This window comes from Variovorax sp. UC122_21 (genome assembly GCF_044056785.1).
Classification (GTDB): Bacteria; Pseudomonadota; Gammaproteobacteria; order Burkholderiales; family Burkholderiaceae_C; genus Variovorax.
In genome coordinates this window covers 5426538-5445851 of the sequence record NZ_CP172004.1, presented here as the reverse complement: position 1 = coordinate 5445851, position 19314 = coordinate 5426538, and the positions used below count along the sequence as shown (strand labels likewise).

General features: G+C 71.7%; 18 protein-coding genes and 1 pseudogene. 11 read left to right on the top strand and 8 right to left on the bottom strand.

Going from position 1 to position 19314, the window contains the following annotated elements; translation table 11 throughout:
* The first annotated feature begins 14 nt into the window (after positions 1–14).
* The 4 genes from ACHMXE_RS38370 to ACHMXE_RS38355 all read left to right on the top strand — a co-directional run bounded on the left by ACHMXE_RS38370 (position 15) and on the right by ACHMXE_RS38355 (position 4574).
* A complete protein-coding gene (locus ACHMXE_RS38370) occupies positions 15–1085 on the top strand; it encodes an amidohydrolase family protein (RefSeq protein WP_395348915.1) in 1071 nt (356 codons plus the stop codon).
* Positions 1078–1761: a 4-carboxy-4-hydroxy-2-oxoadipate aldolase/oxaloacetate decarboxylase gene (gene ligK / locus ACHMXE_RS38365; RefSeq protein ID WP_395348914.1), complete on the top strand. Its 684-nt coding sequence runs from the start codon at positions 1078–1080 to the stop codon at positions 1759–1761. The genes ACHMXE_RS38370 and ligK overlap by 8 nt, the downstream gene beginning before the upstream one ends.
* Positions 1762–1868: 107 nt before the next feature.
* Complete coding sequence (locus ACHMXE_RS38360; protein ID WP_395348913.1) at positions 1869–3122, top strand: putative DNA modification/repair radical SAM protein; 1254 nt, start codon at positions 1869–1871, stop codon at positions 3120–3122.
* Between the two features lie 9 nt (positions 3123–3131).
* Complete coding sequence (locus ACHMXE_RS38355) at positions 3132–4574, top strand: UdgX family uracil-DNA binding protein (RefSeq protein ID WP_395348912.1); 1443 nt, start codon at positions 3132–3134, stop codon at positions 4572–4574.
* 6 nt (positions 4575–4580) lie between these two features.
* Here ACHMXE_RS38355 and ACHMXE_RS38350 read toward each other — a convergent pair whose 3' ends face one another.
* A complete protein-coding gene (locus ACHMXE_RS38350; protein ID WP_395348911.1) occupies positions 4581–6407 on the bottom strand; it encodes a hybrid sensor histidine kinase/response regulator in 1827 nt (608 codons plus the stop codon).
* 164 nt (positions 6408–6571) lie between these two features.
* Between ACHMXE_RS38350 and pyrC the strand changes: the two genes are divergently transcribed.
* The 5 genes from pyrC to htpX all read left to right on the top strand — a co-directional run bounded on the left by pyrC (position 6572) and on the right by htpX (position 11165).
* Positions 6572–7603 (top strand): dihydroorotase, encoded by a 1032-nt coding sequence (gene pyrC / locus ACHMXE_RS38345; RefSeq protein ID WP_395348910.1) that lies wholly within the window; start codon positions 6572–6574, stop codon positions 7601–7603.
* Complete coding sequence (locus ACHMXE_RS38340) at positions 7603–8418, top strand: NYN domain-containing protein (RefSeq protein ID WP_395348909.1); 816 nt, start codon at positions 7603–7605, stop codon at positions 8416–8418. Before pyrC ends, ACHMXE_RS38340 begins: the two co-directional genes overlap by 1 nt.
* Positions 8419–8479: 61 nt before the next feature.
* A complete protein-coding gene (locus ACHMXE_RS38335; protein WP_395348908.1) occupies positions 8480–9340 on the top strand; it encodes an NYN domain-containing protein in 861 nt (286 codons plus the stop codon).
* 11 nt (positions 9341–9351) lie between these two features.
* Complete coding sequence (locus ACHMXE_RS38330; RefSeq protein ID WP_395348907.1) at positions 9352–10110, top strand: DUF3025 domain-containing protein; 759 nt, start codon at positions 9352–9354, stop codon at positions 10108–10110.
* Positions 10111–10292: 182 nt separating this feature from the next.
* Positions 10293–11165 carry a protease HtpX gene (gene htpX, locus ACHMXE_RS38325; protein ID WP_093355574.1) on the top strand — a complete coding sequence of 291 codons (873 nt, stop codon included), beginning with the start codon at positions 10293–10295 and terminating at the stop codon, positions 11163–11165.
* A gap of 92 nt (positions 11166–11257) precedes the next feature.
* Here the strand turns inward: htpX and ACHMXE_RS38320 are convergent, their stop codons facing one another.
* The 6 genes and pseudogenes from ACHMXE_RS38320 to tehA all read right to left on the bottom strand — a co-directional run bounded on the left by ACHMXE_RS38320 (position 11258) and on the right by tehA (position 17324).
* A complete protein-coding gene (locus tag ACHMXE_RS38320; RefSeq protein WP_395348906.1) occupies positions 11258–12262 on the bottom strand; it encodes a ProQ/FINO family protein in 1005 nt (334 codons plus the stop codon).
* 75 nt (positions 12263–12337) lie between these two features.
* Positions 12338–12964 (bottom strand): flavin reductase family protein, encoded by a 627-nt coding sequence (locus tag ACHMXE_RS38315; protein WP_395348905.1) that lies wholly within the window; start codon positions 12962–12964, stop codon positions 12338–12340.
* Positions 12965–12987: 23 nt separating this feature from the next.
* Positions 12988–13557, bottom strand: coding sequence for a VUT family protein (locus ACHMXE_RS38310; protein ID WP_208508929.1), 570 nt, complete (start codon positions 13555–13557; stop codon positions 12988–12990).
* A 7-nt stretch (positions 13558–13564) separates the two neighbouring features.
* A pseudogene (locus tag ACHMXE_RS38305) lies at positions 13565–15224 on the bottom strand (NAD(P)/FAD-dependent oxidoreductase).
* A gap of 95 nt (positions 15225–15319) precedes the next feature.
* Positions 15320–16240 (bottom strand): cysteine synthase A, encoded by a 921-nt coding sequence (gene cysK, locus ACHMXE_RS38300; protein ID WP_208508927.1) that lies wholly within the window; start codon positions 16238–16240, stop codon positions 15320–15322.
* A gap of 79 nt (positions 16241–16319) precedes the next feature.
* Positions 16320–17324 carry a dicarboxylate transporter/tellurite-resistance protein TehA gene (gene tehA / locus ACHMXE_RS38295; protein WP_395348904.1) on the bottom strand — a complete coding sequence of 335 codons (1005 nt, stop codon included), beginning with the start codon at positions 17322–17324 and terminating at the stop codon, positions 16320–16322.
* Between the two features lie 99 nt (positions 17325–17423).
* On the opposite strand from tehA, the gene ACHMXE_RS38290 reads away from it, so the two are divergent.
* Together ACHMXE_RS38290 and ACHMXE_RS38285 are read left to right on the top strand one after the other, a co-directional pair.
* Positions 17424–17912 (top strand): cupin domain-containing protein, encoded by a 489-nt coding sequence (locus ACHMXE_RS38290; RefSeq protein WP_395348903.1) that lies wholly within the window; start codon positions 17424–17426, stop codon positions 17910–17912.
* Complete coding sequence (locus tag ACHMXE_RS38285; protein ID WP_395348902.1) at positions 17912–18481, top strand: hypothetical protein; 570 nt, start codon at positions 17912–17914, stop codon at positions 18479–18481. The genes ACHMXE_RS38290 and ACHMXE_RS38285 overlap by 1 nt, the downstream gene beginning before the upstream one ends.
* Here ACHMXE_RS38285 and ACHMXE_RS38280 read toward each other — a convergent pair.
* Positions 18388–19284 carry a DMT family transporter gene (locus ACHMXE_RS38280; RefSeq protein ID WP_395348901.1) on the bottom strand — a complete coding sequence of 299 codons (897 nt, stop codon included), beginning with the start codon at positions 19282–19284 and terminating at the stop codon, positions 18388–18390. The two genes, ACHMXE_RS38285 and ACHMXE_RS38280, sit on opposite strands and share 94 nt — an antisense overlap.
* Between the last annotated feature and the right edge of the window lie 30 nt (positions 19285–19314).

The following is a 19314-nucleotide window of genomic DNA, read 5'->3' as shown; positions in this document are numbered from 1 at the left end:
ACGGCGTCGACCTCATGATCATCGACTGCCACGGTCACTACACCACCGCGCCGGCCGCGCTCGAGGCCTGGCGCCGGCGCCAGGTCGAGGCCTTCGGCACGGGGCGGCCCGCGCCGGCCGCGTCCGAGCTGCGCATCGGCGACGACGAGCTGCGCGAGTCCATCGAAGGCAACCAGCTGCGGCTGATGGACGAGCGCGGCATCGACCTCACCGTCTTCAGCCCGCGCGCGAGCTTCATGGCGCACCACGTCGGCGACTTCGCCGTGTCCTCGACCTGGGCCGCGATCTGCAACGAGCTGTGCCACCGCGTGAGCGCGATGTTTCCCGAGCGCTTCGCGGGTGCGGCCATGCTGCCGCAGTCGCCGGGCGTGCCGGTCGCCTCGTGCATCGCCGAGCTCGAGCGCTGCGTGCGCGACTACGGCTTCGTCGGCGTCAACCTCAACCCCGATCCCTCGGGCGGCTTCTGGAACAGCCCGCCGCTGACCGACCGCCACTGGTATCCGCTCTACGAGAAGATGGTCGAGCTCGACGTGCCGGCCATGATCCACGTGAGCACCAGCTGCAACGCCTGCTTCCACACCACGGGCGCGCACTACCTCAATGCCGACACCACGGCCGTGATGCAGTGCATCCAGGGCGACCTGTTCGCGGATTTCCCCACCCTGCGCTTCGTGATCCCGCACGGCGGCGGCGCCGCGCCCTACCACTGGGGTCGCTTTCGCGGCCTGGCGCAGGAGATGAAGAAGCCGCCGCTCGCGCAGCACCTGCTGAAGAACCTGTTCTTCGACACCTGCGTCTACCACCAGCCGGGCATCGACCTGCTCGCGCGCGTGATCCCGGCCGAGAACATTTTGTTCGCCTCCGAGATGATCGGCGCCGTGCGCGGCATCGATCCCGAGACCGGCCACTTCTACGACGACACGCGGCGCTACATCGAAGCCGCCGCGCTGAGCGCCGACGAGCGCGCGCAGGTCTACGAAGGCAATGCGCGCCGCGTCTTTCCGCGGCTCGATGCGCAGCTGAATGCGCGCGGTCGGCTGTTCGATCCCCAATCTCATTCCACGCAAGGAGCCCGTCATGCATGAACTCGGTGTCGTCCATCGCCACATCGAACGCGCCGACGCGCAGGTCGTCGACGCCCTCGCGGCCCTGGGCTCGGCCACGGTGCACGAGGCCATGGGCCGGGTCGGCCTGCTCGCGCCGTACATGCGGCCGATCTACCCGGGCGCGCAGGTCAGCGGCAGCGCCGTCACCGTGCTGCTGCATCCGGGCGACAACTGGATGCTGCACGTCGCGGCCGAGCAGATCCGCCCCGGCGACATCGTGGTGGCGGCCGTCACCGCGCCTAGCAGCGACGGCTTCTTCGGCGACCTGCTGGCCACCAGCTTCCAGGCCCGCGGTGCGCGCGCGCTGGTGATCGACGGCGGCGTGCGCGACGTGCGCACGCTGCAGCAGATGGGCTTTCCGGTCTGGAGCAAGGCCATCAGCAGCAAGGGCTGCGTGAAGGCCACGCTGGGCTCGGTCAACATCCCCGTGGTCTGCGCCGGCATGTCGGTGCAGCCCGGCGACGCGATCGTGGCCGACGACGACGGCGTGGTCTGCGTGCCGCGCGCGATGACCGCGGCCACGCTCGAGAAGGCACGCCAGCGCGAGGCGCTGGAAAGCGCCAAGCGCGAGAAGCTCGCGAGCGGCGTGCTCGGACTCGACATGTACGACATGCGGCCGGCGCTGGCGGCGGCGGGGCTGCGCTACATCGACTGAAAGGGCGGGGCGGCAATGCCCGACCCGCGAGCATGGCCGGAGGGCCGGTGGGGTGTCGCGACGGTTAACATCTGTATGAACGTACAGTATTCGCCGCCCACGCCCCCATGGACCTCCAGCACAAGCTCGCCATCCTGGCCGATGCCGCCAAGTACGACGCCTCGTGCGCGTCGAGCGGCTCGCAGCCGCGCGACTCGGTGGGCGGGCGCGGCATCGGCTCGACCGAGGGCATGGGCATCTGCCACAGCTATGCGCCCGACGGCCGCTGCATCTCGCTGCTCAAGGTGCTGCTGACCAACCACTGCCAGTACGACTGCCTCTACTGCGTGAACCGCGCCTCGAGCAACGTGCCGCGCGCGCGTTTCCGCGCCGACGAGGTGGTGCAGCTCACGCTCGACTTCTACCGCCGCAACTGCATCGAGGGGCTGTTCCTCTCGAGCGGCATCATCAAGTCGCCCGACCACACGATGGAGCAGGTGGTCGAGGTCGCGCGCTCTCTGCGCGAGGACCACGACTTCCGCGGCTACATCCACCTCAAGACCATTCCCGATGCCAGCGACGAGCTGATCGCGCGCGCCGGCCGCTATGCCGACCGGCTCAGCATCAACGTCGAGATGCCGACCACCGAGGGCTTGCAGGCCCTGGCGCCCGAGAAGGACGAGAGCGCGATCCGCCGCTCGATGGCGCGGCTGCGCCTGCAGATCGACGACACGCGCGAGGAGGCGCGCCGCGTGGTGCCGATCCGCGCGCTGCCGGGCGCGGCGCCCGTGGCCGCGAAGCCGCCGCCGTTCGCGCCCGCGGGCCAGAGCACGCAGATGATCGTGGGCGCCGACGCCACCGACGACCGCGCCATCCTCGCGACCAGCGCCACGCTCTACGGCGCCTACCGGCTGCGCCGCGTCTACTACTCGGCCTTCAGCCCGATCCCCGACGCGGCGCGCGCGCTGCCGCTGGCCGCGCCGCCGCTGATGCGCGAGCACCGGCTCTACCAGGCCGACTGGCTGATGCGCTTCTACGGCTTCGAGCACGGCGAGATCGTGGCCGAGAGCGACGGCCTGCTGCGGCTCGACGTCGATCCCAAGATGGCCTGGGCGCTCGCGCATGCGGAGCGCTTCCCGGTCGACCTCAACCATGCGCCGCGCGAGCTGCTGCTGCGCGTGCCGGGCCTGGGCGTGAAGGCGGTCGATCGGCTGCTGCAGGCGCGGCGCGTGCGCCGCGTGCGCGCCGACGACCTGCGGCGGCTGCATGTGCCCGCGCGCAAGGTGCTGCCCTTCGTGGTGGCCGACGGGCACCGGCCCGCGGCCGGGGCGATGGCGGCTTCGGCGCGCGTCGAGCCGGCGCGGCAGGCTTCGCTGTTCTGAGCCATCGCCATGCAGGTGCGGCTCGACGACGCGGTCGACCTCGACGGTTTCCGGCGCCGCGCGCGGCAGCTGCTGGCCGATGGCGTGCCGCCCGAGCGGGTCGAGTGGGGCGTGGCACAGGCCGAGGGCGGGGAAGGCCTGTTCGGCGATGCACCCGAGCAGGCGATCGCACCGTCGACCGCGGCGCTGCAGCCCGTGCCCGCGGCTTTCGTCGCGCTGTGCGCCGACGTGATCCTGCACTGCGATCCCCAGCGCTTCGCGCTGCTCTACCGCCTGCTGTGGCGCCTCGCGCACGAACCCGCGCTGCGCCACGATCCGCTCGACGCCGACATGATGCGGGCGCAGCGCATGGCCAAGGCGGTGCATCGCGACATCCACAAGATGCGCGCCTTCGTGCGCTTCACGCAGGTCACGGACGAGGACGGGCTCGAGCGCCATGTCGCATGGTTCGAGCCCGAGCACCGCATCGTAGAGGCCAATGCCGACTTCTTCGCGCGCCGCTTCGCGCAGATGCGCTGGGCCATCCTCACGCCCGAGCGCTGCGTCGAATGGGACGGCCATGCGCTGTCGTTCCGCGCGGGCGCCGACCGCCGCGAGAAGCCGCCGCCCGATGCCGGCGAGCAGCTCTGGCTCACCTACTACGCCCACATCTTCAATCCCGCGCGGCTCAAGTTCGCGACCATGCAGCGCGAGATGCCGCGCCGCTACTGGCACAACCTGCCCGAGGCCGCGCTGATCCAGCCGCTGGCCGACGCGGCCGACGCGCGCAGCCAGTCGATGATCGAGGCGCCGGCCACGCCCGCGCGGCGCATCCGCGCGCCGATGGCGCTGCACGCGCGGCCGGCCGAGGGCGCGATGCCGGCCGACCTCGGCGAACTGCGCGCGGCCGCCCATGCCTGCCGCGCCTGCCCGATCGGCGCGCAGGCCACCCAGGCCGTGTGCGGCGAGGGGCCGCTCGCGCCGCGCCACATGCTGGTCGGCGAGCAGCCCGGCGACCAGGAGGACCTCGCGGGCCGGCCCTTCGTCGGCCCGGCCGGCCAGCTGCTCGAGCGCGCGATGGCGCAGCTCGGCTGGGCGCGCGAGGGCGTCTACCTCGCCAATGCGGTGAAGCACTTCAAGTACGAGCTGCGCGGCAAGCGGCGCATCCACAAGACGCCGGGGCAGCGCGAGGCCGAGGCCTGCGCCCATTGGCTCGATGCCGAGATCGCGCTGGTGCGGCCGCAATCGCTGGTCGCGCTCGGCGCCACGGCGGCGCGCGCGCTGCTGGGCCGGCCGGTGGCGGTGCAGGCCGAGCGCGGCGCCTGGCTGCACGAGCGCGCGGACGGCCGGCCGGTGTTCGTCACGCTGCATCCGTCGGCGTTGCTGCGGCTGCCCGACGAGGAGCGCGAGGCGGCCCATGCGCGCTGGCGCGAGGACCTGGCCCGCGCGCGCGACACGGCGCCCGTGGCCTGAACAGGCTCAGGTGCCGGGACCTTCCGCGCGGCGTTCGGCCGGCACCAGCTCGGCCATGGCCTGCATCAGCATGGCCGCGGTCACCGGCTTGAACAGCACCGGCACGCCCGAGGCGCGCACGCGCTGCAGCCGCTCGGGCGCGGTCTCGCCGGTGATCAGCAGCATCGGCGCGTCGAGCCGGAAGCGCTCGCGCAGGCGCAGGCCGAGCTCGAGTCCGTCGACGCCGCTCGACAGCCGGTAGTCGCACAGCAGCAGCGCGACCGGCGGGGCCTGCGCGCCGGGCCCGGTCAGCAGCGCCACCGCCTGGGCCTCGTCGGCCACCGCCGCGACCTCGATGCCGTAGGCGCTCATGAGCTCGGTCATGGCCTTGCGGATCTCCTCCTCGTCGTCGATCAGCAGCACGCGGCCGCGCAGCGCCGGCACCTCGAAGCGCTGGCGCACCGGCAGCTCGAGGTCGAGCGGACTGAAGGCGCCCGCCGAGGCTTCCGAGGCTTCGGCCAGCGGCAGCACGACCCGGAAGCGCGTGCCGCGCCCGATGTGGGAGCGCAGCTCGATGCGGTGGCCGAGCAGGCGCGAGAGCCGCTGCACGATCGACAGGCCGATGCCCAGGCCGCGCGAGCGGTCGCGCCCGAGGTTGTCGACCTGGTAGAACTCCTCGAAGATGCGGTCGCGCTGCTCGGGCGCGATGCCGATGCCGGTGTCGCGCACCTCGATCCAGGCCTGGCCGCCGCGCGGGCGCGCGATCACCGTGACGCCGCCCTGCGTCGTGTACTTGAGCGCGTTGTCGACCAGGTTCGACAGCATGCGGTAGAGCAGCTGCGGATCGCTGTGGATCCACAGGCCGCTGGCGCGCACGCGCAGCTGCAGCCGCTTGCGCTCGGCCTGCGCCGAGAAGGTGTGGTGCAGCGGGATCAGCAGGGCATCGAGCGACAGCGCGCGCGGCGCCGCCTGGACCACGCCCGCGTCGAGGCGCGAGATGTCGAGCATGGTGTCGAGCGAGGCGCCCAGCGCATCGACCGCGCGCATCAGCCGCTCGACGTTCTGGATCTCGGGCCGCCGGCGCAGCGTGCTGCCCAGCGCCGCGCCGAACAGCGCGATCGCATGCATGGGCTGGCGCAGGTCGTGGCTGGCGGCGGCCAGGAAGCGGGTCTTCTCGGCGCTCGCGCGCTCGGTGGCCGCGACCTGCTCGCGCAGCTGGGCGGCCAGCGCCTCGTTCTCGAAGCGCAGCATCAGCGAGGCCGTCAGGCGCTCGTTCTGCTTCACGCCCTCGCGCAGCGTGAGCACCAGGTTGAGCAGCGCGAAGCCGGCCAGGAACCAGTTGAGCATGTGGCCATACCAGACCAGCGCGGCGATCAGCCCGCTCATCATCGGGATGCCGTAGCCGAACATCGCGCCCTTGAGTGGCCAGCGCGCCTGCACCGCGCGGGTCCAGCTGCCCATGATCACGACCGTCACGAAGGTGGTCATCGCGGGGCTCTGCAGCGCCACCAGGAACAGGCTGCACGGCGCGGTCATCGCGCTGACCAGCGTGACGTGGACGGTGTAGCGGCGGGCCCAGCGCGGGCTGTCGGCCAGCGGCACCGCGGGCGTCCAGCGCTTCGACAGCAGCACGTACAGGTCCATCAGCACGATGGTCGCGACGATGCCCAGCACCAGCGCGCGGTGCTCGGGCGCCACGTTGAAATAGCCGAACACGCCGATCGCGAGCGCGAAGACGCCATGCGCCGCGATCGCCGTCGTGTGGCCGGCGTAGACCGAGGCCAGGTGCTCGCGCAGCACGCGCAGCGCGAGCGTGCCGTCCTGCGCCAGCGGCCCCGGCGTGGTGTCGTTCATCGGCCTGTGTCTCCCCGCGAGGTGGTTCCCCGTCCCGGTTTCGCGCACCGGGCGGTTCGTCGCCGCATCCTAGGCGGCAGCCCCGCGTCGCCGTAAGTGCCCAAAGTCATGCCCGGCGGCGGCCGCGTCGCCGCCGCGAGGGCGGGTGCGACAATCGCCGCGCCATGACTGACACCCTCACGATCACCCGCCCCGACGACTGGCACCTGCACGTGCGCGATGGCGCCGCCCTCGAAGCCGTCGTGCCCCACAGCGCGCGCCAGTTCGGCCGCGCGCTGATCATGCCGAACCTGCGTCCCCCCGTGACCACCGCCGCCCAGGCCGTGGCCTACCGCGACCGCATCCGCGCCGCCGTACCCGCGGGCAGCGCCTTCGAGCCCGTGATGTCGCTCTACCTGACCGACAAGCTGCCGCCCGAGGAGATCGCGCTGGCGGCCGAGGCCGGCGTGCGCGCGCTCAAGCTCTACCCGGCCGGCGCCACCACCAACAGCGATGCCGGCGTGACCGACATCCGCAAGACCTACAAGACGCTCGAGGCCATGCAGAAGCACGGCCTCCTGCTGCTGGTGCACGGCGAAGTCACCGATCCCGCGATCGACCTGTTCGACCGCGAGGCCGTGTTCGTCGACCGCGTGATGATCCCGCTGCGCCGCGACTTCCCCGAGCTCAAGGTGGTGTTCGAGCACCTGACCACGAAGGAGGGCGCCGACTACGTGCGCGACGCCGACCGCTTCACGGCCGCCACCATCACCGCGCACCACCTGCTGTACAACCGCAACGCCATCTTCACCGGCGGCATCCGCCCGCACTACTACTGCCTGCCGGTGCTCAAGCGCGAAACGCATCGCGTGGCGCTGGTCGAGGCCGCCACCAGCGGCAGCGACCGCTTCTTCCTCGGCACCGACAGCGCGCCGCATCCCGCGCACCTGAAGGAACACGCGCTGGGCTGCGCCGGCTGCTACACCGCGCTGACCGCCATCGAGCTCTATGCCGAGGCCTTCGATAACGCCGGCGCCCTCGACAAGCTCGAGGGCTTCGCGAGCTTCCACGGCCCCGACTTCTACGGCCTGCCGCGCCATGCCGACACCGTCACGCTCAAGCGCGAGAGCTGGACCGTGCCCGAGACCGTGCCTTACGGCGATGCCACGCTCAAGCCGCTGCGCGGCGGCGAGACGGTGGGCTGGAAGCTCGTGTAGTGGCCGTTGTCGGCACGCCGACGAACACCGCGGCCAAGAACCTGGCCGTGTTCATCGATGCCGACAATCTGAACGATCCCACCGCGCTCGATCACGTCCTGCTGGCGTTGCGGTCGCTGGCCGATCGCATCACCTACAGGCGCGCCTATGGGCGGCCCGAGAGCCTCAAGAGCATCCATGCCGTTCTCTGGAGGCATGGTGTGCGGCCGGTGGCGAACCTCATCGTCGACAAGACCACGACGGACAGCGCGCTGGTGATCGACGCGGTGGAGGCGGTGTGCGCCAACGACATCGATATCGTCGCCATCTGCTCGGGCGACGCGGATTTCGTGCCGCTCGCCATCTGGTTGCGGGAAAAGGGCTGCAAGGTTCTCTGCTACAGCCTGGCCAACAAGATATTCGCGAACCCGGACAGCTTCTACGACGACGTCGTGCTGCTGGACGTGGTGGAGGCGCAGGGCGACGCCACCTCGGCGGCACCGCTACCGCAGCCTCCGCAACCACCGATTGTGCGAGAGTCGGTGGTGCAGATGCCCGAGCCCTCCGTTGCGAGCCCGATGCCGGCGGCCAAGGCGGCGAACCCTCCGAAGGTCGCCGCGACGCCGGTGTCCGGACCTTCGATCAAGAAGATCCTGTCGATCCTGCCCGAGCTCAAGGACAAGAAGCCCCTGCACCTGAGCCAGATCGCCCAGAGGCTGCGCGACGGTGGCGTGCTTGCGCCCAAGGCAAGACCCATCCTGCTGTTCCGGCGCCATCCTGCGCAGTTCGAATTGAAGCCAGAGCACCAGCCGAACACGGTCAGATACCGCGGCTGAGTGTTGCCCGGCCGCCATGGGGCGATTGCCCCGGCCCTAGATCCAACCATTCAAACCTCTCATGACTCCCAATCTTCGCGTGATGCTGCTGATCGATGCCGACAACGTTTCGGCCGATGTGATCGAGCAGGCCGTGCAGCGCACGATGGACGAGTACGGCGCCATCCATGTGCGCCGCGCCTACTGCAACGCCGAGATGGCCGTGAACCGGCAGGCGCTGTTCAAGCGGCTGTCGGTGCGGCCGATGGTCAATCTCTCGGCCGGCAAGAACAGCACCGACATCGCGCTGTCGGTCGATGCGATCGACCTCGCGATCGCCGAGCGGCCCGACGTGGTGGTGCTGGTGTCCTCCGATTCCGACTTCGCGCCGCTGGTGATCCGGCTGCGCGAGAAGGGCTGCCGCGTCTGCGGCATCGGCCAGCAGGGCAAGACGGGCGAGGAGACGGTCGGCATCTACGACAGCTTCATGGACCTCGCGCACCACGGCGTGGCGCCGGCCGCGCGCACCGTGCCCGCGAAGAAGACGGCGGCGAAGAAGGCCGCCGCGAAGACGGCGCCGGCCAAGAAGGCGCCGGCGAAGAAGGCCGCGGCCAAGACCGCGAGGAAGACCGCGGCCAAGAAGGTGGCGAAGGCCGCGGCGCCCGCGGTCGCGGCGGCCGTGCCGGTGGCGCCCCCGCCGCCCGCGCCCGCACCGAAGCGCGCGCCCGAGATCTCCGAGGCCGCCGAATTCGTGCTGCGGGCCGCGCCCGCGCTGCGCGCCGGCACCGACGTGCCGCTCAACGAGGTGGCGAAGGCGCTGCGCGCGGCGGGCCTGCTCGGCAAGAACGGCAGCTCGCTCAAGCTGTTCGACAAGCTCACGGCCGAGTTCAAGTTCACGCAGCATCCCGACCGCATCCGCTGGACGGGCGCGGACGCCGCCTGATCCTGCCGGCGATGGCGGGCACGGCCGCGATCGACTGGACCCGTCCCTGGCTCGCGCCCTACCGCGCGCAGGGCGAGGCGGCGGCCGGCGCCATCGCGCAAGGCCTGCCGGTGGCGCAGGCGCTGCAGGGCGCGGGGCCGCCGACCTTCGTGCCGCAGCACGCGCTGCCCGCGGGCCGGGCCTACGAGGCCCACGTCTTCGAGACCGGCACCGTGCCCACGCGCGACAACCTGCACGACTTCTTCAACGGCCTCGTGTGGCGCGCCTTTCCGCGGGCCAAGCGCCGCCTCAACGAACTGCAGGCGACCGAGATCGAACGCGCCGGCGTCGGCGCCACGCGCGGGCCGCTGCGCGACGCGCTCACGCTGTTCGACGAGAACGGCGCGCTGCTCGAGGCGCCGCCCGCGCTGTGGCGCGCGCTGGTCGCACGTGACTGGCCGGCGCTGTTCGTCGCGCGGCGCGGGCTGTGGGCGCAGGCGCGGCTGCGCGTGTTCGGCCATGCGCTGCTCGAGAAGCTGGTGGCGCCGCGCAAGGCCGCCACGGCGCACGTGCTGCTGACCGAAGGCGAAGGCTCCGGCGGACTGGACGACGAGGCGCTCGCGCGTCGCCTCGACCCCGCCTGGCTCGCCACCAAGCCCTTCGTGCCGCTGCCGGTGCTCGGCGTGCCGGGCTGGTGGGCCGGCAACGAGGCGCCCGATTTCTATGCCGACGCCCAGGTCTTCCGCCCCGCGCGGAGCGCCGCCGAATCCCCCGCGGCGGGGCCCGGATAGCGGGTGGCTAGAACTTTTGCTCCTATCATCTGTCTACCCGCCTGCCGCCGCACGGCCGCGCGCGACGCCTTCTTCCAGAACCAACAACAACCCAGGCAGGGAGGCGGACGCGGCGGCAACGGCTTGAAGCGGGCCGCAAGGCCCTCATCTGGTCGGCAGCGTTCCCCCACGGAGAATTCAACTTGAAACGTATCCTTCTGTTCGTTTTGACCAATGTGATGGTCGTCGCGGTGCTCGGCGTGGTCGCCAGCCTGCTCGGCGTCAATCGCTTCCTCACGGCCAACGGGCTGAACCTCACGGCCCTGCTCGGCTTCGCGCTGATCATGGGCTTCGGCGGCGCGATCATCTCGCTGCTCATCAGCAAGCCCATGGCCAAGTGGACCGCCGGCCTGCGCATGATCGACAACCCCCAGTCGCCCGACGAGGCCTGGATCGTCGGCACGGTGCGCAAGTTCGCCGACAAGGCCGGCATCGGCATGCCCGAGGTCGGCATCTTCGAGGGCGAGCCCAATGCCTTCGCAACCGGCGCGTTCAAGAACTCCTCGCTGGTGGCGGTGTCCACCGGCCTGCTGCAGAACATGACGCGCGAGGAGGTCGAGGCCGTGATCGGCCACGAGGTGGCCCACATCGCCAACGGCGACATGGTCACGATGACGCTGATCCAGGGCGTGATGAACACCTTCGTCGTGTTCCTCTCGCGCGTGATCGGCTACGCGGTTGACAGCTTCCTGCGCCGCGGCGACGACCGTTCCTCGGGCCCCGGCATCGGCTATTACGTGAGCACCATCGTGCTCGACATCGTGCTGGGCTTCGCCGCCGCGATCGTGGTGGCCTGGTTCTCGCGCCAGCGCGAGTTCCGCGCCGATGCCGGCGCCGCCGCGCTGATGGGCAACCGCCAGCCGATGGTCAACGCGCTCGCGCGCCTGGGCGGCCTGCCGGCCGGCGAACTGCCGAAGGCGGTCGAGGCGATGGGCATCACCGGCGCCATGGGCAAGCTGTTCGCCACCCACCCGCCGATCGAGGAGCGCATCGCCGCGCTGCAGAACGCGCGCTGAGCACGCGCATCGGGACAGCGAGCCGCCACCTTCGGGTGGCGGCTTTTTTTGGGGCGCGGGACTTCCACGCCCATGCACCCGAAGCCGGGCGCTCAGTCCGCCGACGGCGCCGCTTCGGAAGCGGGTGCCGCCGCGTCGGGTGTGGCTTCCGATGCCGCCGCGGGTTCGGCTTCCGCCGCGACCGCCGGTGCCGGCGCCGCCACGGGCGCCTCGCGCTCCTTGCGCGCGCGCTGCAGCGTGCGCGTCACCTCGCCGGGCTTCATGCCGTACATGTCGGCGAACTCCTGCTCGCCGCGGCCGCTGGCCTCGAAGGCGCGCAGCAGGGCTTCGCGCTTGGCGGCCTGCGCCGCCAGTTCGGCGAGCGCCTCGTCGACCACGGCATTGGCCTTCTCGTCGCGCGAGCGCACGAGCACGGCATAGGCCTCGCGGTCCAGGCCCGAGTTCTCGATCGCGCGCGCGATGCGCGTGACCAGTTGCGGGCGCAGGTCCTCCTCGGTGCGCTGCGAGCGGCGGCGGTGCAGCTCGAGGATGGCGTGGTGCACGTGCTCGGGCGCGACCGGGTCGAGCGCGTTGCCGTCGAGGTCGTGGCGCGGATGGCCGGCGGCCACGCTCTCGAGGTAGCGCGTGGAGCGCGCATGCTGGCCCATCGCGACCTTGAGGTCCTCGGTCTTGAAGTCCTCGGGATGGCGCGCGAGCAGGTCCTCGTAGACGCCGAGCTTCAGCGGCACGAAGCGCGCGCCGAACAGCTGCGGGTAGAGCTCGAACAGGCGCTCGAGCACCGGGCTGGCCTTGCGCGGCGGGCGCGCCGGTTGCTGCTGCTGCGCCTGGGCCTGCGGCTGGCGTTGCGGCGCGGCGCCCTGCGGGCCGCGCTGGCCCTGGCCGCGCTGCGGCCGCTGGGGCTTGCGGCGCGGGTTGTTGTCGCGCTGCGCCTGGCCCTCGGGGCGGGCACCGGCCGCGGGCGCGGCTTCGGCGCCGGGCTCCTGCGCGGCGTCGGCACCGCCGCGCAGTTGCTGCAGCTGGGAAGCCAGGTCCGGGCGGGGGCCGCGCGGCTTGTTGCGCGAATTCGTCTTCGGGGCGGTGGTGGGGGCGTCGGTCATTGCTCGGGATTCGGCGCGGGGCGCGAAGTCGGAATTAGGGGGGTTGGAAGTCGGTGGGGCGGCGCGCGGTGCGCGTCAGCGGGGCCGGAACATCTTGAACAGATTGTCGTGCCGGATCTCGAAATAGTCCGCCGGGCCGCCGCCGCGCAGGATCGGCTGCGCCGCGGCGGTGTCGTAGATGCCTTCGCGCAGCAGATGGCGCGCGATGTGCACGCCCACCACTTCGCCGAGCACCAGCCAGGTCTCGATGGCGCGGCCGTCGGCGGCCTGCAGCTGCACGATCTGCGTCAGCCGGCATTCGAAGGACACCGGGCTCTCGGCCACGCGCGGCACCGCGATGCGGCGCGAGGGCGCGGGCGTGAGTCCGGCGAGCGTGAACTCGTCGACCTCGGGCGGCACCGCGGCGCAGCTCTGGTTCATCGGCTCGGCCAGCGGGCGGGTGGCGAGGTTCCAGCCGAACTCGCCGGTCTCGCGGATGTTGCGCAGGCTGTCCTTGGCCGTGATGCTCGCGAAGCCGACGATCGGCGGCGTGTAGTTGAAGCCGTTGAAGAAGCTGTAGGGCGCGAGGTTGAGCACGCCCTGCGCATCGTGCGAGGAGATCCAGCCGATGGGCCGCGGGCCGACGATCGCGTTGAACGGATCGTGCGGCAGGCCGTGGCCCCGCGCGGGTTCGTAGAAATGGAAGCGGTCGTCGTCCTGCATGGAATGGGTCCCGGGTTGTTCGGTCAGCGCAGGGCAGGGCGCATCGCCTGGCGGCCGATCAGCAGACGGAAGGGCAGCAGCATGAACACGCCGACCGCCAGCTTCACGCCGAGGTCGCCGAGCGCCCAGGTGAGCCAGGGGCCGTCGGTGCCCGCGAAGGCGATGCCCCAGAACACGATGCTGTCGAGCACCGCCGCGACCACGGTGGCCACCAGCGGCGCGCGCCACCAGAGGCCGCGGCGCAGGCGGTCGAAGACGCGGATGTCGAGCAGCTGCGAGGCGATGAAGGCGCTGCCCGAGGCCAGCGCGATGCGCGCCGGCGCGAGCAGCAGCGACACCGCCACCGCCACCGCGAAGCCGATCCAGGCCACGCGGCGCGCCATGCCGGGGCCGAAGCGCCGGTTGACGAGGTCGCTCACGAGGTAGGCGACCGGGTAGGTGAAGGCGCCCCAGGTCAGCCAGTCGTTGATGGCGAACTGCACCAGGATGTTGGAGGCGAGCACCACCAGCGCCATCGCGCCGATGGCGAGCGCGAAGGCGCCGGTGCCCGGTCGAGCGAAGGCGAGGGGAGCGCGGTCGTGCGTCGTCGTCATGGCGTTCTCAGACGGCGGCGGTGCGCTGCCGTTCGGCCTCGGCCCGCAGGCCGCGCGCCACGGCTTCCGCGACCTTGATGCCGTCCACGCCGGCCGACAGGATGCCGCCGGCGTAGCTCGCGCCCTCGCCGGCCGGGTACAGGCCGCGCACGTTGAGGCTCTGGAAGTCCTCGCCGCGCGTGATCCGGATCGGCGAGGAGGTGCGCGTCTCGACGCCGGTGAGCACCGCGTCGTGCAGGTCGAAGCCCTTGATCTTGCGGCCGAAGGCCGGGAAGGCCTCGCGCATCGCCTCGATCGCGAAGTCGGGCAGCGCGCGGTGCAGGTCGGTCGGCGTCACGCCCGGCTTGTACGAGGGCATCACCTCGCCGAGCTGGGTGGAGGGCTTGCCGGCGATGAAGTCGCCCACCAGCTGGCCCGGCGCGCGGTAGTCGCCGCCGCCGAGCACGAAGGCGTTGGATTCGAGCGCGCGCTGCAGCGCGATGCCGGCCAGCGGGCCCTCGGGGTAGTCGCGCGGGTCGATGCCCACCACGATGCCCGCGTTGGCGTTGCGCTCGGCGCGCGAGTACTGGCTCATGCCGTTGGTGACCACGCGGCCCGGCTCGCTGGTGGCCGCGACCACGGTGCCGCCCGGGCACATGCAGAAGCTGTAGACCGAGCGGCCGTTGCTCGCGTGGTGCACCAGCTTGTAGTCGGCCGCGCCCAGCATCGGGTGGCCCGCATGGCGGCCCCAGCGCGCGCGGTCGATCAGGCCCTGCGGATGCTCGACGCGAAAGCCGATCGAGAAGGGCTTGGCCTCGATGTGGACGCCGCGCTCGTGCAGCATCGCGAAGGTGTCGCGCGAGCTGTGGCCGAGCGCCATCACGACGTGGTCGGCGCGCAGCTCGTGGCTCTGGCCCGTGGCCTGGTCGAGCACGGTGAGGCCGCGAAGGTGTTTGCCGTCGTGCCCATCCTCGATGCGCACGTCGGTCACGCGCTGCTCGAAGCGGATCTCGCCGCCGAGCGCCACGATCTGCTCGCGGATGTTCTCCACCACCTTCACCAGCTTGAAGGTGCCGATGTGCGGATGCGCGACGTAGAGGATCTCGGGGCGGCGCGCCGGCCTTCACGAACTCCTCCATCACCTTGCGGCCGAGGAAGCGCGGGTCCTTGATCTGGCTGTAGAGCTTGCCGTCGGAGAAGGTGCCGGCGCCGCCCTCGCCGAACTGCACGTTCGACTCGGGGTCGAGCACGCTCTTGCGCCACAGGCCCCAGGTGTCCTTGGTGCGCTGGCGCACGGTCTTGCCGCGTTCCAGCACGATCGGGCGCAGGCCCATCTGCGCGAGCAGCAGCGCCGCGAAGATGCCGCAGGGGCCGAAGCCGATCACCACCGGGCGGCTCGCGCCCGCGGGCACGTCCGCCGGCAGCGTGTGGCGCATGTCGGGCGCGCTCTGGATGTGCGGATGGCCGGCGTGCTGCGCGAGCAGCGCGGCCTCGCGCTTCGCGTCGGCGAGCGCCACGTCGCAGATGTAGACCGTCAGCAGCTCGGCCTTGCGCGCATCGAAGCTGCGCTTGTAGACGGTGTGGGAGGCGATCGCCTCGGGCGGCACCTCGAGGGTGCGGGCGATCAGCGCGGCCAGCGCCTCGGGCGCATGGTCGAGCGGAAGTTTGAGTTCGGAGATTCTCAGCATGTCGTGGGGCTTGTGTTTATCAAGCAGGCCGACGATTTTACGCGTTGGGCCGCTATCAAAGGGATAGCTGGCCGCAACGCAGGGGAGCGAGGGGATCAGGCGGGCAGGAAGCCCTCGACCGACAGGTAGCGCTCGCCCGTGTCGTAGTTGAAGCCCAGCACCACCGCGTTCTCGGGCAGCGAGGGCAGCTTCTGCGCGATGGCCGCCAGCGTGGCGCCCGAGGAGATGCCCACCAGCATGCCTTCCTCGGTGGCGCAGCGGCGCGCCATCTCGCGCGCGGGTTCTGCATCGACCTGCAGCACGCCGTCGAGCAGCGCGGTGTCGAGGTTCTTCGGGATGAAGCCGGCGCCGATGCCCTGGATCGGGTGCGGCGCGGGCTGGCCGCCCGAGATCACGGGCGAGGCCACGGGCTCGACCGCGAACACCTGCAGCTTCGGCCACTTCTTCTTGAGCACGCGCGCCACGCCGGTGATGTGGCCGCCGGTGCCCACGCCGGTGATCAGCACGTCGATGCCCTCGGGGAAGTCGGCCGCGATCTCCTCGGCCGTGGTGCGCACGTGCACCTCGACGTTGGCCGGGTTGTTGAACTGCTGCGGCATCCAGGCGCCGGGCGTGCCCGCCACGATCTCCTCGGCGCGCGCGATCGAGGCCTTCATGCCGCCCGCGCGCGGCGTCAGGTCGAAGGTGGCGCCGTAGGCCAGCATCAGCCGGCGGCGCTCCACCGACATGCTGTCGGGCATCACCAGGATCAGCTTGTAGCCCTTGACGGCCGCGACCATCGCCAGGCCGATGCCGGTGTTGCCCGAGGTGGGCTCGACGATGGTGCCGCCGGGCTTGAGCGCGCCGCTCTTCTCGGCGTCCTCCACCATCGCGAGCGCGATGCGGTCCTTGATCGAGCCGCCAGGGTTGGCGCGCTCGGCCTTGATCCAGACCTGCTGCTTCGCGTTGCCGAACAGGCGCTGGATGCGCACGTGCGGCGTGTTGCCGATGGTCTGGAGGATGTTCTGGGCCTTCATGGATGGATCTCCTTGGATGCGTTCGGTTCGATGGTTGTCGCGACGACAGCGCGCATTGTGAGACCAGCCCGCGGACCTTTCAGCGCGAAGGTGTTGCAACCGGCAGCAACCGGCCGCGCACCAGCAGCGCCACGGTGCGCGCCACGAGCAGCCCGACGATCGCGTTGGCGGCCACGAACAAGAGCGGCGCGAGCCAGCGCACCGGCCCCGTGGCGCCGGCCGCCACCAGCCGCATCGCGAGCGTCGGCAGCGCGCCCACGCCGAAGCTGAAGGCCCAGTAGCCGGGCGTGAACGACTGGCGCGAGATCCACGGCAGCAGGCGCAGCAGCAGCAGGGCCTGGTAGAGGCCGTAGCCCAGCAGGATCTGGGCGAACAGGTCGGGCACGCCGCCATTCACCGCGAGCCAGGTGCCGCCGCCGACCACGGCCGGCGCGAGCTGGATGCCCAGCAGCGGGCGCTGCGCCTCGGGCAGCGGCTCCTGCGTGGCGGCGCGGTGCAGGATCAGCGATTCGAGCGCGAGCCACGAGAACAGCCCCGCGCCGAAGAACAGCACGCCCAGCTGCGGCCAGCCGAAGGCCGCGGCCGCGGTGCCGGCGACGAAGTTCTGCGCCACGGCCGGCAGGTAGATCGCGGGCGTGACCGAGGCCGGCGCGCGGCCGCCCTGCCAGGTGCGGCCATAGAGCCGCAGGCCGAGCGCGAGCTGCGCCGTGACCGCGAGCGCGAACACGGCCAGCGCCACCGGGCGTGCGTAGGGCAGCAGCGCGACGGCCGCGAGCATGCTGGCCACCGGGCCCAGCGCCGCGAACGACGACTGCACCGGGTGCTCGAGCTCGGCGCGCGCGCCTCGTCGGGATGGCGCAGCCACTTGGCGGCGTACAGCGCGCAGCAGCACCAGCCAGACGGCGATGCCGGCCCAGGTCAGGGCCTGCGCGGCCTCGGGCGGCAGCTGCCACAGCGGCGTCGCCACGCGCCAGGCCGCGGCCAGCGCGAGCAGGCCGACGGCGATGCTGAAGAAGGAGACGGGAATCGGGCCGCGGGCCGATGCGGCGGCCGGCGCGGCGGTGGGGGCGAGATCGGAAGTCATTCTGTTCACCTCGTGGAAGTCGGTGAATCAACTGTAGGCCTGCGTGCTAGGATTTTGAATGCCGATCCGGCTGAAAAAATTGCTCCAACGTCTCACGCCATGGATGCCCTGAGCGAACTCGTCGACTGGCTGGCCCCGCGCGGCCGCATGGACCTGCGCTGCCTGTTCGGCCAGGACTGGGCCGCGCCGCACGAGGCCATCGGCCCGTGGCGCGCGCCCTTCCACATCCTGATGGGCGGGCGCTGCGAGCTGTGGCTGCCGGCCAGCGGCACGCTGCTGCCGCTGGAGGAGGGCAGCCTCGTGATCCTGCCGCACGGCCAGGCGCACGTGCTGCGCACCGCGGGGCTCGGGCCGGAGCCGCGAGAGCCGGGAGAGGACATGCGCCCGATCCGCCTGCGCAAGGGCGAACTGGTCGACCTCAAGACCAACCTGCCGCGCCCCGCGAAGGCCGACACCGACATCCTCTGCGGCGAGTTCGAGTTCCCGGGCCGGCGCCGCAGCACGCTGCTCGAGGCGCTGCCCGATCCGCTGGTGATCCCCTTCGGCCAGCGGCCCAGTACGGCTGGCTGCAGGGCCTGGTGCGGCTGATGGCGCACGAGATCGAGCAGCAGAACGCCGGCGCGCAGGCCATCGTGGCGCAGCTCTCGGGCACGCTGTTCACGCTGGCGGTGCGCGCCTGCCTCGACACCCGGCCCGAGCTCTCGGGCGTGCTGGGCCTGATGGCCAGCCCGCGGCTGGCGGGCGCGCTCAAGGCCATGCTCGACGCGCCGCAGCACGACTGGACCGTGGCCTCGCTGGCCGAGCGCTGCCACCTCTGCGCGCGCCACCTTCGCGCGCGAGTTCGCGCGCCGCACGGGCACCGGCCCGCTCGAGCTGCTGACCAGCCTGCGCATGGAGCTCGCGTCGCGCCTGCTCGCGCATGGCGGGCAGGACACGGCCTCGGTCGGCGAGGCCGTCGGCTGACCGCTCCGAGGCCGCGTTCAACCGCGCCTTCACGCGCCACGCGGGCCTCACGCCGGGGCGCTTCCGGCGCGCCGCCGCGACTACGACCGGCTGAACCGCCTCAGGACCCGGCCAGCACCGGGCGCCGCAGCGGCGCCTTCCACAGCTCGGCCAGCAGCACGCCGGCCACCGTCAGCACGCCGCCGACCGCGTGATAGGCCGCGAGCGATTCGCCGATCACCGCCGCCGCGATCAGCGCGGTGAACAGCGGGATCAGGTTGAAGAACATGCTCGCGCGGCTCGGGCCGATGTGGGCCACCGTGTGCATCCACACCAGCGGCGCGAGCATCGAGGCGCCGAGGCCCGCGAAGCCGATCAGCGGCAGGTTGGCGGCCGACAGGCCCATGCGCGGCGTCAGCAGGTACAGCGGCAGCAGCACGATCACCGCGCACACGATCTGCAGGTAGAGCAGCTGCAGCGCGGGCACTTCCTTCATGCCCCAGCGCTTGAGCAGGATCACGTAGACCGCATAGGCCAGCATCGCCAGCAGCATCAGGCCGTCGCCCATGTTGGCGCCGCTCTTGAGCAGCGTGCCGAGGTCGCCCGAGGACACCACCACCGCCACGCCCGCGATCGACACCAGCGAGCCCGCCACCGCGCCGGCCGTGAGCCGCTGGCCCAGCAGCAGGATCGACAGCGCCAGCACCATCATCGGCGTGAGCGAGCCGATGATCCCCATGTGCGTGGCCGTGGTCATGTAGGCCGCGTAGTAGGCGAGGCTCTGGTAGACCACCATGCCCAGCAGGCCGAGCACCGCGATGCGGCCCAGCTGCGGGCGGATCGCGCGCCAGTTGCGCAGCACCGGGCGCAGCGCCAGCGGCGTGAACAGCAGGGCTGCGAGCAGCCAGCGGTAGAAGCTGATCTCGGCCGGCGCGATGGTGCCGGCCGCCATCTTGCTGACGACGGTGTTGCCCGACCAGATGACGACGGCGAGCAGGGGGAAGGCGCAGGGCCACATGGGAACAGGACTTTCAGGAGGAGGCGGGGC